The sequence below is a fragment of the Siminovitchia acidinfaciens genome, assembly GCF_003605385.1.
Taxonomy (GTDB): domain Bacteria; phylum Bacillota; class Bacilli; order Bacillales; family Bacillaceae_C; genus Siminovitchia; species Siminovitchia acidinfaciens.
The window spans coordinates 613,954-631,767 of sequence record NZ_QYTV02000001.1 but is presented as its reverse complement, the minus strand read 5'-3'; the positions used below and the strand labels follow the sequence as shown (position 1 = coordinate 631,767).

At 44.1% G+C, this 17,814-nt stretch carries 12 protein-coding genes; 1 reads left to right on the top strand and 11 read right to left on the bottom strand.

Annotated elements, in window-relative coordinates; translation table 11 throughout:
• Positions 1-50 precede the first annotated feature (50 nt).
• The 3 genes from D4T97_RS02855 to D4T97_RS02845 form a co-directional block, all read right to left on the bottom strand.
• Positions 51-1,178 carry a glycerate kinase gene (locus D4T97_RS02855; RefSeq protein WP_126047440.1) on the bottom strand — a complete coding sequence of 376 codons (1,128 nt, stop codon included), beginning with the start codon at positions 1,176-1,178 and terminating at the stop codon, positions 51-53.
• An 84-nt stretch (positions 1,179-1,262) separates the two neighbouring features.
• A complete protein-coding gene (locus tag D4T97_RS02850) occupies positions 1,263-4,400 on the bottom strand; it encodes an Ig-like domain-containing protein (RefSeq protein ID WP_126047438.1) in 3,138 nt (1,045 codons plus the stop codon).
• A gap of 149 nt (positions 4,401-4,549) precedes the next feature.
• Positions 4,550-5,728, bottom strand: a complete 1,179-nt coding sequence (locus D4T97_RS02845; protein ID WP_126047431.1) for a CdaR family transcriptional regulator — start codon at positions 5,726-5,728, stop codon at positions 4,550-4,552.
• Between the two features lie 156 nt (positions 5,729-5,884).
• On the opposite strand from D4T97_RS02845, the gene D4T97_RS02840 reads away from it, so the two are divergent.
• Positions 5,885-7,042: an NAD(P)/FAD-dependent oxidoreductase gene (locus tag D4T97_RS02840; protein WP_126047429.1), complete on the top strand. Its 1,158-nt coding sequence runs from the start codon at positions 5,885-5,887 to the stop codon at positions 7,040-7,042.
• Between the two features lie 43 nt (positions 7,043-7,085).
• On the opposite strand, the gene D4T97_RS02835 is transcribed toward D4T97_RS02840, so the two are convergent.
• The 8 genes from D4T97_RS02835 to D4T97_RS02800 form a co-directional block, all read right to left on the bottom strand.
• Positions 7,086-8,417 carry a (Fe-S)-binding protein gene (locus D4T97_RS02835; protein WP_126047427.1) on the bottom strand — a complete coding sequence of 444 codons (1,332 nt, stop codon included), beginning with the start codon at positions 8,415-8,417 and terminating at the stop codon, positions 7,086-7,088.
• Entirely contained in the window at positions 8,414-9,820 is a 1,407-nt protein-coding gene (locus D4T97_RS02830; RefSeq protein ID WP_126047425.1) for an FAD-binding oxidoreductase, read from the bottom strand. The genes D4T97_RS02835 and D4T97_RS02830 overlap by 4 nt, the downstream gene beginning before the upstream one ends.
• Before the next feature lie 141 nt (positions 9,821-9,961).
• A complete protein-coding gene (locus tag D4T97_RS02825; protein ID WP_164525445.1) occupies positions 9,962-11,839 on the bottom strand; it encodes a sigma 54-interacting transcriptional regulator in 1,878 nt (625 codons plus the stop codon).
• Between the two features lie 436 nt (positions 11,840-12,275).
• A complete protein-coding gene (locus D4T97_RS02820; protein WP_126048045.1) occupies positions 12,276-12,998 on the bottom strand; it encodes an amino acid ABC transporter ATP-binding protein in 723 nt (240 codons plus the stop codon).
• Between the two features lie 17 nt (positions 12,999-13,015).
• A complete protein-coding gene (locus D4T97_RS02815; protein WP_126048043.1) occupies positions 13,016-13,636 on the bottom strand; it encodes an amino acid ABC transporter permease in 621 nt (206 codons plus the stop codon).
• Between the two features lie 127 nt (positions 13,637-13,763).
• A complete protein-coding gene (locus D4T97_RS02810; RefSeq protein ID WP_235872132.1) occupies positions 13,764-14,582 on the bottom strand; it encodes a transporter substrate-binding domain-containing protein in 819 nt (272 codons plus the stop codon).
• A 93-nt stretch (positions 14,583-14,675) separates the two neighbouring features.
• The gene (locus tag D4T97_RS02805; protein WP_126047422.1) at positions 14,676-15,830 is read right to left on the bottom strand and encodes an aminotransferase A; all 1,155 of its coding nucleotides are present in this window, start codon (positions 15,828-15,830) and stop codon (positions 14,676-14,678) included.
• A 183-nt stretch (positions 15,831-16,013) separates the two neighbouring features.
• Entirely contained in the window at positions 16,014-17,654 is a 1,641-nt protein-coding gene (locus D4T97_RS02800) for a thiamine pyrophosphate-dependent enzyme (RefSeq protein ID WP_126047420.1), read from the bottom strand.
• Positions 17,655-17,814 lie beyond the last annotated feature (160 nt).

The following is a 17,814-nucleotide window of genomic DNA, read 5'->3' as shown; positions in this document are numbered from 1 at the left end:
TATTTTTATATGCAAAAAATGCTGCAGGTGCTATGACATGGAAGGGAGATTTATTTAAAATATGTTCGGCAAATCTGCTCAGCGGTATGCTCAAGCAGTTCAGAGGCTGATTCCATTGCTTCATCAAGCGCCATCGGCCTTGTCATGATACTATGTACACTGACCACCCCGTACTGATAAAGCTCCTCAATATTTTTCCCGACGGATCCAGCGATAATAATCGTTGGAACGCCCTGTTCCTTTGCTGCCTGCGCAGCCCTCTTCGGCGTTTTGCCAAAGGCTGTTTGAAAGTCGACCTGACCTTCGCCTGTTATTAAAAGATCGGCACAGGTCAATTTTTCTTTCAGCTTCGTGTATCCTATAACAACCTCGGCACCTTTTTCCGTTACAGCGGGGAAAAATGCCTGGAAAGCCCCTCCTAGACCACCTGCCGCTCCTGCACCTGGCATATCGTGCAAATTAACCCCTGTTACTTCTTTCACTTTGTCTGCCCAATGTGTCAGGTTGGAGTCCAGCTTTTGGGCGATCTCTTCCGTTGCTCCTTTTTGAGGGCCGAAAACAAACGAAGCACCGTTTTTCCCGACAAGAGGATTTTCAACGTCCGAGGCAATGACAAAGGAGCTTTCTTTTATACGCAAGTCTAGCCCTTCAACGACTATTTCATGAATCTGGGCCAGTTCACCGCCTCCAAAGCCGATTTCTTCTTTTTCTCCATCTAAAAGCTTTATCCCTAGTGCCTGTAGCATTCCGGCTCCGCCGTCATTTGTGGCAGAGCCGCCTAGAGCTAAGATGAAGTTCCTATAGCCTGCTTCAAGAGCAGCTTTAATCAATTCACCTGTTCCATATGTTGTTGTTACAAGCGGATTTCGTTCCATTTCTGGAACGAGATCCAAACCGGAAGCAATTGCCATTTCTATGACGCATGTTTTTCCATCGCCAAGCACGCCGTAAAAAGCTTCGACTGGCTTTCCAAGCGGTCCTGTTACTGTGGCGGCAATCTTTTTTCCGCTTGTGGCGGACACTAGGTTTTCCATTGTTCCTTCACCGCCATCTGCCAACGGAACTCGGATTGTTTCCGCATCCGGAAAAGCCCTTTTTATTCCTTTTTCAATCGACAGTGTTGCCTCCAGAGCGGTAACGCTGCCTTTAAACGAATCAGGTGCAATTACGACTTTTATGATAGCCGCCTCCTTTATTTATAAGCATTAGGCCTAGTATTCAACTAAAACCCCCGGCAAGCCGAGGGTTTTAGGAATCACCTTTTACTTTTTATAATTTTTCACCTTGATTTTTGCAGCTTTGCTTGTATTTCCAGCTGCATCTTTTGCTGTCACAGACAGCGTGGTTCCGGCTTTTTGTTTCTTGATTTTCACCTTGAACTTGCCTTTTGCGTCTGCCTTTTTCTTTCCAAGGGTTTTCCCTTTATGTTTTACATAGACAACCGCATTCTTTTCTGTTTTACCGGTAATAAATTTGTCCCGATCTGTCACCTTGTTTACCTTGGGCACCGCCGGCGGGGTTTTATCCTTGACCGTCACTTTAGTTGCCTTGCTTTCATTTCCTGCGGCATCCTTCGCTGTCACCGAAAGAACAGTGCCCGCTTTTTGCTTCTTAATCGCGACTTTAAAAGTACCCTTTGCATCGACCTTTTTCTTTCCGATTGTCTTTCCTTTAAGCTTCACAATAACGGTCGCTCCGGGTTCCGTTTTACCACCGACGAACTGATCCGAGTCACCGACCGAATTCACTTTCGGCTTTGCCGGAGGTGTTTTATCAATGACAACAACTTTCGCAGTTTTGCTCACTTTTTTGGAAACACTTGTGGATGTAATTAAAAGTTGCGTACCGGCCTTTTGCTTCTCAATTTTCACTTTAAAGTGCCCTTTGGCATCGACCTTGACTTCGCCGAGCAACTTCTTCTTTGATTTAACAGCTACAGTCGTCCCTTTTTCCGCTTGGCCTGTCACAACTGTATCACTGTCACTTACCGGTTTTACTATGGGGATTTCAGGAGCCGGTGTTTCCTTGACTGAAACCCTGACAGAAGCAGCTCCGTCATTTGCCACAAGATGAAGAACTTTATTCCCCTGTTGGGGAGTAATTTTAAAGCTGAATTTCTCGTCCGCTTTCGCTACGCCTTTTCCTAAAGAAGTTTCGCCATCCATTAATTCAAGCGGCATTCCTTTCACAGCTTTTCCTGATATATTCATATCATTGTCTGTTAAAGGATCAACAGCAAGTCTCAAGCCAACCGTATTAAAGGCACTCCATACATTCAGCCTGCCCCACCCGGAAACTTCATCATATCCAGGCTCCAAGACTCTCACTGGAAAATCGTCATCATAGTAATCCGGTTGACTCACAGGCTCTTCAACAGCAATATCCTCTGCTGTTTCGGTCAATATCCTTCTTACTTCTTCCCGTTTCAGGTCCTTATTTACTGAAAGCAATAATCCTGCAGCCGCCGCAACATGAGGGGCAGCCATTGATGTACCGCTGAGATAAGTGACATTTCCGTTCGGAAGCAAGCTTGGGATATCCGATCCAGGAGCAACGAGATCCAATCCCTCTCCGTAACTTGAAAAGTCGGAAACGATATCGAGCCTGTTCGATGCTCCTACTGCAATGGAGTGTTTTGATGCAGCTGGGTAATCTAACATATCAGCCCCATCATTTCCGCTTGCAGCGACTATGGTCACATTTTTTGATGCCGCATACTTCAATTGTTCCTCAATCACTCTACTATATGGTCCGCCGAGACTAAGGTTGATGACATCAGCCTTACCTTCGTCCACAGCGTACTTAATACCCAGAGCAATTTTTTCCGTATCACCGCTTCCGCTGGCATCAAGGACTTTGACTGGTAAAATTTTTGCATTCGGATGTATACCCGTCATGGAATAATTATTATCCATTCCTGCTGCAATGATTCCCGCAACGTGGGTCCCGTGACCTTCGTCATCGTATGCATCCTCATCCCTGTTCACAAAATCATACCCTTCGTCCCGCAAAACTATTTCTTCCAAGTCAGCCAGGGTATAATCAACCCCTGTATCTACGACCGCAATAACCACTTCTTCTAGTTGTTTATTATTAATAGTTTTATAGAACTTTCTAAATTGGATATCGGCTCCCGCTTTCCCGAAACCCTCTCCTGTATTTTCCAAGCTCCATTGAGAAGAGTATTGGGCATCGAAAACGGGTTGATCTGTAGCATTTTTATGATATGTATACACTGGCTCCGCATACTCTACTTCCGGTAATTCTTCCAGATTTTTAGCCAGTTCCTCCGGTTTTTTAACCTCGTCCAGGACATACATGTTGTTCAGGCTTGTCCCGTTTCCCTTAACCGTTTTAAAAGAAGGGGATTTGGCTAATCGCTTAGCTTTGTTTTCTAATACTGATTTCGTTTTTCCACTCTTCAATTTAACGATGACCCGGTCTGTATCCGATTGTGAAACAGCCATTTTATTTTCTTTTAAAATTGCAGAAACTTCTTTTCCTATTAACTTGTCAATGCCAATCTCTTTTGCAATCTTTTCAATTTCCGGCTTTAGCCAGTCAGGTACATTTTGGATGACGATTTCATACAACTCATTTATCGCGATCTGATCTGCTTTGTTCAGACGATAGCTGCTGGCATCGCCTTTTTCCGCTAACTCACTAAAAATCGGTTTCAGCGTGACCAGACTTTTGTAAGCTTGATCCCGAGTCTCTTTATCAAAAGTCATTTTCGTAACAAGGAAGGGAGCTATCTTGTAGTACAGGGATGTCACTTCTTGTCCCTTGTCCGTTTTTGACAACAGTTCGTCTCTCACCTGGCGAAGTTCTTTTAAGATCTCCACGCCTGCCGCCCGTTTATTCACACTTAATTCAACCGGACAAGCCTCCTCAGACAAGTCTGACGGGGTAAGCCTTTTTCCTTCGTAGCTGATTTCATAGTCCGCTCCCTGAGGTTCCTCTGTTTCACCTTCAACTTCGTCTATTTCTTCAATATTGCCGTAATATTCCACTTTTATAAAATAAGGACCTGTCCAGGCGTGCGGCATGTAAATGACTGCCGGTGCACCTTCAGTGATTTCTGCTCTATAGTCATCAAATGTAAAGTCCTCTTCAGCCCTGTCCTTATCAGGGTAAACCGATATATTTCCCTCAAAAGTCCCAGAGAGTACTATTTTCATATGTGTATCTCTTTGAATTTCCTCGTTCGTCGGCTCTATCTTATACCATTGGACATCTCCAGGCTCGCTGAAACTCCCAACAACCGCATCGCCTTTAACAAGCTGAATCGCCTCATTGGCAGTTGCTGGACTGGCTTTCGGAGCAAGCGGTTGAACTATGCTCAGCAACAGCATGATAGCCAGCAAAAAGGCCGTATATCTGATTTTCCCCTTTTTCATGCAATACACCCCATTATATTTAATATAATAGGATTATAAGTTAATCCAAAGTTAATAAATAGCTACTTTGGAAATATTTTCTTTTCATTTTTGCAAAACTTTCCATTCTTTTAATAAACATTTTTTTGAAAAAATTGCTTTTCCTATTATTAACTCGTTCCCTTTTTTAACGCCACATATAAAACAAGGCATTGTTCAAACGACTGCGTATCAATATGGAAAAGCTCGCTTATTTTATTCAAGCGATATATGAGCGTATTCCGGTGGACATACAAATTGCGAGCTGCCTGGCTGATGTTCATACTGCTTTCACAGTAGGCAATAAATGTTTCTACAAGCATATCGGCCTCGGGATGATCCCATATGACCTCGATATCATCACTGAACAACTCCATAAACGACAAATCGATTCCTTCGAGGAAAATATCCGGTAAAATCGTCCAGCTGTCAAACGAATACACAGTATCCTCCGGTCTTTTCTCCAGCCCGACCATCAATGTTTTATGAGCCTGGCGATACGAACGCGAGACGCCTCCAAAGCCTTCGTAGCTTTTTCCATAAGAGATGGACACTTTGCAATGAAGATTTTGCTGGTCCATAAAAGAATTCAGCTTTTCAGCAGCACGTTCACACAGCTTCTTTAACCTTAACAAGTCACGGGCTTTGACTTCCTTTATCACAATCCATTGATCTTGGCTGATGGGGCAAATAATGTCCTCCATGCTTTCCTGAAAAAGATGGCAAATGAGATTGTTCAGTTCAAGCAGCGACAGCTTGGCAAACTGCCTCGCTTCCGTATGTGTTCTGACAAGCGAAGGAAGATGGATCAATATGCAAACTTTAGGCTTGTCAAATTGAACCCCGAGCAGCTCACTGTAACTCTCAAGGTCTTTCTTATTTTCCCACTCCTTGTAGTGAATCAAGTGCTGCACAAAGACCTCCGTCGTTTTCATCTGTACGAAAAAAGATTCTGTCTTGAAGTTTTCCTGCAGCATCATTTCAACATGATTCCGGACAAACTTCACATACTTTTTCACTTCCGACGGTTCCCCAATAATCCCGAGCACACCTATGATCTGCTGATTAAATCGAATGGGGACCGCAACTCCCGGCAGCACATTTTCAAGCGTCGCCGCTTTTTCTTTTGTAAAAATAGCCTCTCTTCCATCCTTGATTACTTGAACGGATACACGATGGAGTGTGCCGACACGTTCTTTCCGGTCGCATCCGATAATCAGGCCTTCCGCATTAGTGATACTCATGGAAACGCCAAGTAAAGACGATGTTTGTTCTACAATTGATTGTGCAACCTGCTCAAGAATCTTCATGCTCCTACCCCCAAACAATATCAAGCTTTCATTGTTTATATAGTAATTATACCAAATTCCAAGTATTCCGACATTCTGAAATTTGTGCACTTTGATTATTGATTGATTGGTTCAGTCATCTATAATACAAGTAAAATCAAGCGAGGAGGGAACTTTTTGAAAGATCACATCATTATTGTAGGTGGAGGTGTCATGGGGTCGAGTACCGCCTATCACCTGCGCAAAATCGGCTACGAAGGTAAAATTACAGTTTTCGAAAAAGATCCTGTCTATGAATACTCTTCGACTCCTCGGAGCGCCGGGGGCATCAGGCAGCTTTTCACCACTGCCATCAATATAAAACTGAGCCGCTACAGTCTCCAGCAATATAAGAATTTCCCGCAAACGATGAAAATTAACGGCGACCCTGCAGAAATTGATTTCAGACAGCGCGGGTACCTTTTTTTAGCAACAAAAGAAATGCTTCCTGCTATCGAAAAACAGAAAAAACTTCAAAATGAAATGGGCGTACCTTCTCAGCTTCTTGCTCCCCAAGAATTGCTGTCGATCATTCCGGAATTGAATACCGAGGATTTGGCCGGCGGGCTTTATTGCTCGGAAGACGGCTATTTGGATCCTTATTCCGTCATGCAGGCATACAAACATCAGGCACGGGAAAGCGAGGTGGATTACATTTCGGAGGAAGTCGATACAATTCTTTGTGAACAAGATCGGATTACAGGGGTCCGGACAATCAGCGGCGGCCGCCACGATGCAGACATTGTTATCAACTGCGGAGGTGCATGGGGCCCGGAATTAAGTGAAAAAATCGGTCTTCCAGTTCCAGTCGTGGCTTTAAAAAGACAAGTATTCCTGTTCGATACATCCGTCCCGTTGAAAAACCCGCTGCCCCTTACTGTAGATACGACCGGCGTTTACTTCCGCCATGAGGGCGATCGCGTCATCACCGGTTTTTCCGAAAAGGTCAAACCCGGCTATGACTTCAATTGGAAGCGCTCTTATTTTGATGAACTATGGCCAATCCTCGCTCATAGAGTAGCCAATTTTGAGAGCCTGAAGCTAGAATCGGGCTGGGCGGGATTGTACGATCACAACACAAAGGATCAAAACGCCATCATTGGCGGACATCCGGACATGAAGGGCTATTACATGGCCCTTGGATTCAGCGGCCACGGGATGCAGCAGGCGCCTGGAGTCGGCCTTGGGTTGGCTGAGCTCATCGTAAAAGGCCAATATGAAACACTTGATTTGACACCGCTTCGCTTTGAACGATTTGCTGAAAATGATCTGGTACTGGAGCAAGCCATCGTTTAGAGAAAAATAGCGCCTTGTACAAGTAAAGTACAAAGCGCTATTTTCATTGGATATCACAGGCTTCCGCCAAAACTTCAACGAGGTGGAGCGCCCTTGCATTTTCGAGGCCGCTTCTTTCCACTCCCAGTTTCATTTGCAGCAAGCAGCCCGGATTCGTCGTGACAATTGTTTGGGCTTTGGTCTCTTTTGCTTTGACCATTTTGTCATCCAATATTTTCATGGATTCGTCAAAATGAATAAGGTTATAGATTCCGCCTGAAGCACAGCAGCGGTCGCTGCCTTCCATTTCCACAAATGTTGCCCCCGGAACCGAACGAAGAAGCTCTCTCGGCTGTTCCGCTACTCCCTGAACATTTCTTAAATGGCAGGAATCTTGGTAAGTGATGATTCCATCCCATTCCTTCTTGAACGGAAGGGGTCCCAGTTCAAATAGCACCTCAGTAACATCGCGCGTTTTTTCCACGAAGGCTTTCGCACGCTCATGCCACTCGGCATCTCCCTTGAAAAGATGATCGTATTCGCGAAGCATCGCTCCACAACCGCCGGCATTATTGATAAAATAATCCGCACCTGAAGCTTCGAATGCCTCGATGTTTGATTTTGCCAGCACTTTGGCCTCATCCATGATTCCCTGGTGGGCATGCAATGCGCCACAGCAGTTCTGCCCTTTTGGGATGAACACTTCACAGCCGGAGCTCTGTAGCAGTTCAATCGTCTGACGGTTAATCTTCGACATCACCGCATCCATAATACAGCCCGGGAAAAAAGCAACGGTCATTTTTTTCGTACCGTGAGCCGGGAATACATCTCCGAATTTATACCGTTTCAAAGGCGACTCCACCGGCGGGAGGATTTTTTCAAATTGCCCCATCGGTTCTGACACCTTATTGACAAGCTTCATCTTCTGGGCAACTTTGTTCACGCCTGTTTTTTGATAGAGCCACGTTGCATTCCCGAGTAACCGGAGGCGCTTTTGATGTGGAAAAAGATTGTTCAGCACTTGATCCCGGACTTTCTCTCCGGCAGAAGGCTTCTTCTGTTCCTCTTTTTGCTGGAGAGTGATTACCTCCCTGGCCGCTTCGTATATTTGGCCGTAAGGCACATTTACCGGGCAGGCGACTTCACAAGCGCGGCAGCCGAGACAAAGATCGATCGGCTCAGCGAGATCCTGCTGCAAATCTATTTTTCCTTCAGCAGCCATTTTTACTAGATTGATGCGTCCTCTTGGAGAGTGCGCTTCATTCCCCATCGATTCGTACGTCGGACAGGCAGGAAGACAGTATCCGCACTGAACACACATATTTGCAGCTTCATAGGAAAGGTCATGTAGCAAAGAAACATATTTATTGTCTTGAGTGCAGGCTGGTTTACTCATATTAACGCCACCTTCGTCTGTCCAGGCTCCGGGAATATTTTACCTGGGTTCAAAATACCGTTCGGGTCCCATGCATCTTTGATCTTTTTCATCATTATGAGCCCTTCTTTCCCAAGCTCCATTTCCATGTACGGTGATTTCAACGTGCCGATTCCATGCTCTCCTGAAAGTGTTCCTCCAAGTTCGACGGCTGCCTCGAAAATTTCGCTGACTGCGTCTTCGACCTTCTTCATTTCTTCCAAATTACGTTTGTCTGTGATGATGTTTGGATGAAGATTTCCGTCACCGGCATGGCCGAATACAACGAGGTTCAATTGATATTTATCACGGATTGCATGGAGCCTTTCCATCATTTTCGGAATTTCGCTCCGTGGAACAGTCGCATCCTCGGAAATTTTTGTCGGTCCCATTTGAGTGATCGCGGGGGAAACCATTTTTCTCGCTTTCCAGATGCTGGCCCGGGATTTTTCGTCCTGCGCAACTTTAACTTCTGTTGCATTTTGTTTCAGACAGATTTCTTCACATCTTTTAATTTCTTCTTCAATGGCGGCTTCATGCCCATCAATTTCAATGATGATGATAGCTTCCGCATCGACAGGAAGCCCGCTCGGTGTGTAATTTTCCACCGCACGAATGCAGGCATTATCCATCAATTCCATCGCGCTTGGTAAAATTCCTGCCGCTAAAATATTCGTAATCGCATGTCCCGAATCTATTAATCTACCAAAAGAAGCAAGCAATGTCTTTTGTGCCTGCGGCTTCGGAATCAGCCGTAAGGTCGCTTCCGTCACAATTCCAAGCGTTCCTTCCGAGCCTACAATCAAGCGGGTTAGATCGTACCCAGTTACATTTTTCACAGTCTTTCCGCCCGTCCTTATAATCTCCCCGGTCGGTGTAACGACTTCCAGCCCGATCACATATTCCTTTGTGGTTCCGTATTTCAATCCCTTCGGACCGCTGGAATTCTCAAGCAGGTTGCCACCTATTGTAGATACGTGTGAACTGCTTGGGTCCGGCGGGTAAAACAAGCCGACGGCCTCTGCCTGCTTGTGAATATCTCCTGTGATGACACTCGGTGAAACAATGGCCAGAAGGTTTTCCTGGTCAATGACCAGTTTCTTTTCAAACTGAGACATATCCAGGACTATACCGCCTTTGACAGCCAGCGATCCTCCGCTTAATGAGGTCGCTGCCCCTCTCGGATAGACGGGAATCTTGTGCTCATTGGCAAGCTTTATAATTAAAGCAATCTCTTCTTTATTTTTCGGCTGGATAACAATATCCGGCAAATATTCCCCGAACGAAGCATCAAAACTGTATGAATAGCGATCAGCCAAGTTTGTTAAGATCCGATTTTCAGAAACAATGGACTGGATCAACTTAAATAATTGATTGGTTTCCATGTGGGGTCACTCCATCTATAAGAAAATAAAATCACTGTAATGTTATATATGCAATTATTATGCCAACACAACAACAGTGACTTCATTTATATATTCTATCACACAAAGAAATATAATGAGTTATTTCGTTTCACAATTGTTTCAGTTTGTTTCAATGTCCCACTTTTTTAATTTCCTCCAAAATGTTGTTCGGCTCATTCCCAATTCAGAGGCGGCTTTACCTTTATGGTAGTGATGCTTTTCAAGCGCCATGAATATTCTTTCACGCTCAGAAATGTAGACTCTTCCAATCTTAGCTTCCACGGAGCTTTTCGGAAGATGTTTTTCTATCTCGGAAACATCTATCACCCGATCCTTGCAAAGCACCGTCATCCGTTCGCAAAAGTTTTGGAGCTGCCTGACATTTCCTTCCCACTCTTCTTCTTTCAGCCTTTCTTTCGCTTCTTCTGTCAACCTGCTGTTTTTGATAAAAGCCTCGGCCAGCACGGGAATATCTTCACGATGTTCTCTTAACGGGGGTAATTGAAGGTCCAGGACGCTCAAGCGATAAAACAGATCCGCCCTGAATTCGTTGTTTTTCACCATGTCCATCAGGTCTTTGTTGGTTGCAGCGATGATCCTTACATCAACGGGAATTACCTTATCGTCCCCGATGCGCATGATCTCCCGCTCCTGTAAAACACGGAGCAGCCTGCTTTGGAGCTTGGGAGAAACTTCACCGATTTCATCCAGGAAGAGCGTCCCCCTATGTGCAAGCTCAAAGAACCCTTGCTTTCCACCTTTCATGGCACCGGTAAAAGCGCCTTCCGCATATCCGAAAAGTTCGCTTTCCAGCAGACTTTCCGGAAGGGCCGCACAGTTGATTGCAACAAAGGGATTTTTTCTGCGTTCACTATAATTGTGGATGCTTTGTGCGAACATTTCTTTCCCTGTTCCGGTCTCACCGACAATTAAAATATTCGAATCAGCTTCACTATACAGCTGCGCCGTTTCAATCGTCTGTCCGATCAAATCACTTTTATAAAGGATATCATCGAAGCGGTACCTCGCCACATGTCCGCGCAAATGAATCTTTTTCCTGATTTCCCCTTCCATTTCCTGAATACCTGTTACGTCCTGAAATGCGACCATGTCCCCGGTTCTTTTACCCTTTAAAAAGATCCCCGCTTTTTTCACTGACAACTGAATGGAGTCATAGCTGACAATCTCCTCTTGGTAATCATTTCCGCTTAATAAAAGATCCAGGAATTTTCCCTTGTTTAAAATACCTTCTATAGACATTCCAATCAGGTTTCGATTCGTGATGGACAATATCTCTTGCGCAGAGGTATTAAAAACAGAAATCCGCTTTTGTAAATCAACAGCAATCACGCCTTCATAGGCATTATCGAGAATCGTTTGATAACGTTTCGCCTTCTCCTGTTCTTTCCTGCTGACGATCGCTAAACGTTTCGCCTCAACTAATGCCTGGCGGAAGGACTCTTTCCCAGTTTCAATGAGCATTGTCTGCAAACCGATCTGTTCGGCATATTTATTTGTATTCAGCCCGCTCATGACAATTTCACAGCCATCTTCTGCCGCTTGATCCACAGTCCTGTCCGAAGCCGTGATATCATCCAGAATATATTTTTGTATCGGCAAATCAATGATCGATTCCAAATTTTCCACACCGTATATCATATTTGCCGCACCAATAACGGCCACCTTTTTTCTGCCAAAACGCTTTTTGCATTCATCCAAGCTGCGAATCAGGTCGATGCCCTGAACAGGTATATCTACTATTGGAATGGATTCATTATTCTCTTTTAATAGTTTAGTCACCAGGCCTCTTGAAATAATGACGTCCGCATCAAGTTTAGTAGTGCGGATCTTATCAGTCGGGATTACGACCTCCTCTAATTCAAACGCAACATTTTCCTCCGGAGAATCTATTTTTTCCTGGAGGTTAAACTCTTCGAACCTTTCCTGGGCATGTTTTATATAATCCTTACGTGGTACAACGAGTTTTATCTTGATCAATGGACTCTCCTCCAATAACTCTTCTACATATAAGTGTAAACCGTTGGCACGAATGCTTCCAGTCCAATAATTGGGAATGTGTTTGTGTTTGAGCGGGGCAACTCTAGGGAGATAACTTTTTCTTTTTGTCCTGGTGAGAATATTAAATCCAGGAAACTCTGTAGACATTTAAACACTTTTCATGTTTCGGTAAGCACTGTCCAATTTTTGGAAATACTATTCACTTTTTAAAAATACTATCCACTTTGGAGAAATACTGTCCACTTTCAGGAAATACTATCCACTTCTCAGAAATACTATCCATTTTCCAAGAATACTAGCCGCTTTACTAAGTACCAGCACCTGAGCTCACAACCAGACCAAAAAAAGCAAACATCAATCAAAATCTCAATAAAAAACGTTTGAACCACCATCATGGCGGAACAAACGTTATCCATCAAAATACTTTGCTTAAAAATTCGCGGGTACGCTCCTCTTTGGCATTTCCGAATATTTGTTCAGGGGGTCCCTGTTCCACGATCCGTCCTCCATCAAGGTATACAACTTTATCTGCAACTTCCCGGGCAAATCCCATTTCGTGTGTTACGACGACCATTGTCATTCCTTCTTCTGCTAAACCTTTCATGACGCTCAGCACCTCACCCACCAGTTCGGGATCCAAAGCCGATGTAGGTTCGTCAAACAGCATGACTTTAGGCTTCATTGATAGTGCACGGGCTATAGCCACTCTTTGTTTTTGACCTCCGGATAATGTCCCGGGATAATTATTCGCTTTATCCAGCAGTCCGACTTTTTTCAAATATTCCTCCGCAATTTCGGTTGCGTCCTGTTTACTCATTCCTTTTACATGAACGGGGGCTTCTATTGTATTTTCCAAGACGGTCATATGGGGAAAAAGGTTAAAGTGCTGAAATACCATACCAACCTGTTCACGGACCTTATTTAAATTATCCTTTTTCGTATCAATCAGATTATCTTCCAAATAGATTTCACCGCTGTCTTTCATTTCCAAAAAGTTGAGACAGCGTAAAAAAGTACTTTTTCCTGATCCACTCGCTCCAATCAATACAACAACCTCGCGCTTTTTCACTTCGAGATCTACTCCTTGCAGGACATGCAGGGAACCAAAGCTTTTATGAAGTTGATTTACGCGGATAATAGCATCAGTTTCACTCATTAAATTAACCCCCGTTCACTTTTCGACATCCTGTGTTCCAACCTGTTGACAAGGAAGGTTAATATTAAAACTAATATCAAATAGTAGATTCCGACTATTATATAGTTTTCCATGGCAAGGCCTGTTGAAGAAGTTAGCCTTTGAGCACGGTTAAACAAGTCCTGAAACCCGATGAATGCCACCAAAGAAGAGTCTTTCAATGCAATGATAAACTGGTTGCCAAGTGGAGGAAGTGCACGTCTGAAGGCCTGAGGCAAAATAATCCGCCTCATCGCCAAACCGGATGTCATTCCTAGGCTTCTTGCCGCTTCCGCTTGCCCCTTATCGACCGATTGAATCGATCCGCGGAAGACTTCGGCTATATAAGCCCCATTATGTACACCAAGTGCTATGCCGCCCGCCCAAAGACGACCAAGATCTACGAACTCCACCAAGCCGAAGTACAAAATAAAGATCTGTACGATTAACGGGGTGCCGCGAATAATGTATATGTAAATATCCGCAATAATGGTTAATATTTTTATGTTGGATACTTTTAAAAAAGCGAAAAACAAACCAATGACAAGACCAATGACCAATCCAAGCAACGTTATTTTAACCGTTGCGAGAACGGCATCCATATAACCGGGAATAGTTTGTATTAATAAGTCCCAAAAGCTCAATAGCTGTCCCTCCCCAGCTGCATTTGATTATGCGAGCGTGTGACAATGAACACACACCCGCACAGCAGAATTTCATTGAAAAAGATTATTCCAGGATATTTTCACCAAACCACTTTTCGCTGATCTTGTCGTAAGTGCCATTTTCAACTACCGCTGCCAATGCACGGTTGATCTCATCCACCAGCTGTTGATTTCCTTTTTTAACTCCTGCACCTATTTCTTCATTATTAAGCCTGTCTCCAACAGGTTTAATCTTCATCCCATCCTCAATTTGCAAATGTCCGACAAACTTGTCTACAATGGCAGCATCTAAACGACCCTTTCCTGCCGCCAAATCCTGCAAAGCAATGATATCGCTGTTATATGTAGCAAGGGTATCTTCGGTAATGAATTTCAAGGCAGATTCTTCATGTGTGCTTGAAGCAATAACTCCAACCGTTTTACCTTTCAAATCATCTGTAGATTTAATATCATTATTACTTTCGTGAACATATACAACTCCCCCGGATCGGTAATATGGATCTGAGAAGTCAATAGCCTCGGAGCGCTCTTCCGTAATTGTCATACTCCCCATGATTGCGTCCAAGCGACCGCTGTTCACTTCCTCTATCAACGCACCAAAGTCTTGCGTCGCTACAGGATTAGGCTCCAAGCCCATTTCTTTCGCCAAAGCTTCGCCAAGCTCTACCTCAAAACCAGTCAGATTTCCATCGATGTCCTCGAAATTAAACGGCTTATACAGACCACTGAAGCCGAATGTAAACTTTCCTTCCTCGATCGTTTCCACAGTCGGCTCTTTGTCACTTGCTTCTCCGCCGGTTTCCTTTGCCTCTTCTTTGGATCCGCAAGCCCCCAATAAAAGCACTAGACCCATCGCTAACATGATCATCAATCTCTTTGTCATGGTTATTCCCCTTTCGATTTTTATAAGATGAAAGAACAGAACATCTGATAGCTACCGATAATCACCTCCCTAAATTCATAAAGCGCTTTCAATTTAAAGTTTCTTGATAAAACGCTCCAGCCGATTTGCCCCTACTTCCAAGTGTTCCATGGAGCTTGCATATGAGATTCTAATATACCCTTCTCCGAATTCGGAAAAAGCATCGCCTGGTACGACTGCCGTTTTTTCCTCTTGTAAAAGCTTTATGGCGAAATCCATGGAAGAAATCCCTGTACTGCTTATAGATGGGAATAAATAAAATGCACCTTCAGGCTTGTATACTTCCAATCCCATGCCTATTAACCTCTCGTACATATAATCTCTTCTTTTCCTATACTCCTTTACCATTCGAGGAACATCACCGGTTTCTTTAGTTAAGGCTTCTAAAGCTGCATATTGGCTGATGGAGCTTGCGCAAGTTACATTGTATAACTGCACTTTGGACATTTCGGCAATAATTTCAGATGGCCCCATGGCTATTCCCAATCTCCAGCCAGTCATCGCATGGGATTTGGACAATCCATTAATAACAATAGTTTTGTCTCTCATTTCTGGTATGGAAGCAATGGAAGAGTGTTTGTTTTCATAGAGTAATTCACTGTAAATTTCATCCGATATTACAAATATATCCCTTTCTTTTAGAAGATCTGCAATTTCCTGAATTTCCTGTTTATTCAATGTGCGCCCGGTTGGATTTGATGGATAAGAAAGGATCAGGCAGCGTGTATTATCAGTTATTTTTTCTTTAATCATATCGGCACTTACTTTAAAACCATTCTTGCTTGTGTCTATATATATCGGCACCGCTCCGCACATCTGAACGACAGGCTCATATCCCGGAAAAACAGGCATAGGAATAATGACTTCGGAGCCTTCTTCCAAAATGGTACGCAAGGCCGTATCAATCGCCTGGCTGGCCCCGGCGGTGATTAAAATTTCATCGTCAGGCCGGTAATTAAACTGATACTTTTTTTGCATATATTGATTGACTGCTTCCCTTAACTCAAGCATGCCGGCAGTATGCGTATAGGCAGTTTTATTATTGTCTATCGCCCTTTTCCCTGCCTCTTTTATATAGTCAGGTGTTGGAAAATCCGGCTGCCCAATTGTCAAATTGATTACATCCGGATCTTTTTCTGCCATAGCAGCAATTGTTCTAATTCCTGAAATGTGTATTGAACGCAATCGCGGATTCATAACCCCTGTCATAAGCTTCTCTCCATCCCCCATGGAAATAATATGAAGATCTATAGTTTAAAATATTTTAATATTTTTAAAGAGTATATTCTCTCACTTTCAAAATGTCAATAACTCTCTAGTTAATACGAACTATTGGTAAGCAAATCATCATGACTATTATCATGATGATTTGCTGTTTTTTATTGCAAAAAATTATTTTGCCGCCTGCGCAGCTGATAATATTTCAGGATTTGTCCTTATCTCAATGACGAACGGCCTGTCGCTTTGCAGCGCACGTTTGAATGCCGGAAGGAACTCTTCATTTTTCGTCACTGTTTCCCCTTCACAGCCAAACTGCTTGGCAACCGCTGCAAAATCCGGATTTGTCAGGGGCGTTGCCATCACGCGGCTAGGAAAGTGCTTCTCCTGATGAGCACGAATTGTCCCATACATATTATTATTGACGACAATAGCAATCACCGGAAGATTGGCCCTTACAGCTGTTTCCAACTCGACCATCGTCATCATGAACCCGCCGTCCCCTGAAAATGAGATGACTGTATGATCAGGCTGTGCAGCCTTAGCTCCAATTGCTGCAGGCAGTCCGTAGCCCATCGCGCCTGAAGTTGGACCGACGTATCTCTTTTCATTTGTAAAACGGAAGTACTTGGCAAGCCAGCCGTAGAAGTTGCCTGCATCACTCGTAAGTATGCTGTTTTCAGGAACTTCGGCCACAATATCAGCCATAACTGCGTTCATTTCCGCAAACTCCGTTGTTTCTGATGGAGCAGGCGGGGTAGAAGAAGCTAAATAGGCTTCATGGCAGGATTGGACTGCTTGTTCACGATTTTCGTCTTGGACAGGTCCTGTCAGCTTCAGACACTTCTGTAAAAACTTCTTTGCATCCGATACAACGCCAAGTGCCGCAGAATAAGCTTTTCCAATTGAATCCGATGAAATATCCACTTGGATCAATTCAGTTTTATCGTTTAATAAGGTGTAATCCTGAGTCGTTATCTGTGAGAAGCGTGTACCGACCGCAAGAACAAGATCTGCTCCCTGTATGAAGTCGACCAAACTTTTATCCAAGCCAAATCCGAGCCAGCCTGCATAATTAGGATGGTCATTAGGTATGACATTGAAGCGCCTGAACGCAGAAGCTACCGGGACTTTCATTTTTTCAGCAAACCCAGCAAGCTCTCCCTCTGCATTGGCTGCAATTACACCGCCGCCCGCAATGATGATCGGCTGTTTTGCCCGAGCTAATTTTTCAAGCACCTTTTCAACAGTTTCGTCACTAACTTCTGGAATGCTGTAATCTAAAACAACGCCTTCCTTATATTCGACGACATCCTCGAGCATATCGTGCGGCAATGAAACGACGACAGGCCCAGGCCTTCCTGACCGCGCAATATAGAATGCCCGGTGGAGAATTTCCGGAATCCGCTCCGCCGAATCGATTTCAACCGCCCATTTGCACAGGTGGCTGAAATAAGCGGCAAAGTCCACTTCCTGGAATGCTTCTTTTCCTTTAAAAGGCCTTTCCACCTGGCCAATCAATGCAACCAGTGGCGTAGAGTCCTGCATGGCTGTATGAAGACCAATCGATAGATTCGTAGCACCCGGTCCCCGCGTTGCCATACACACGCCCACCTTTCCGGACGCTTTGGCGTAGGCCTCAGCCATAAAGGAAGCACCGCCTTCATGACGGGTGGAAATCAAATCAATCGTCGGGTGCTCATATAATCCGTCAATCACTCCCAAATAACTTTCACCGGGTACGCAAAAGGCCTTTTCTACCCCTTCCTTCTCTAAAACTTCCACTACGATATGTCCGCCTGATAGAGTTCTCATTTTTTCTATCTTCCTCCGGTTACTAAAATGATTGTGATCCACACAAATTCTTGCTCATAACCCGCTCAATACTTTTTCATAAAATATCAGTAATTTCTCCCAACTTGCTGTTTATTAAAAATGAGAGGGGTGCTGGCATAACTGCATCGGTGCCATCGTA

Coding starts and splice junctions, on each gene's coding strand:
- D4T97_RS02835 (WP_126047427.1), bottom strand. CDS start 8,417: ATGAGTAAACCAGCCTGCACTCAAGACAATAAATATGTTTCTTTGCTA.
- D4T97_RS02815 (WP_126048043.1), bottom strand. CDS start 13,636: ATGGATGCCGTTCTCGCAACGGTTAAAATAACGTTGCTTGGATTGGTC.
- D4T97_RS02810 (WP_235872132.1), bottom strand. CDS start 14,582: ATGACAAAGAGATTGATGATCATGTTAGCGATGGGTCTAGTGCTTTTA.
- D4T97_RS02830 (WP_126047425.1), bottom strand. CDS start 9,820: ATGGAAACCAATCAATTATTTAAGTTGATCCAGTCCATTGTTTCTGAA.
- D4T97_RS02845 (WP_126047431.1), bottom strand. CDS start 5,728: ATGAAGATTCTTGAGCAGGTTGCACAATCAATTGTAGAACAAACATCG.
- D4T97_RS02805 (WP_126047422.1), bottom strand. CDS start 15,830: ATGACAGGGGTTATGAATCCGCGATTGCGTTCAATACACATTTCAGGA.
- D4T97_RS02800 (WP_126047420.1), bottom strand. CDS start 17,654: ATGAGAACTCTATCAGGCGGACATATCGTAGTGGAAGTTTTAGAGAAG.
- D4T97_RS02850 (WP_126047438.1), bottom strand. CDS start 4,400: ATGAAAAAGGGGAAAATCAGATATACGGCCTTTTTGCTGGCTATCATG.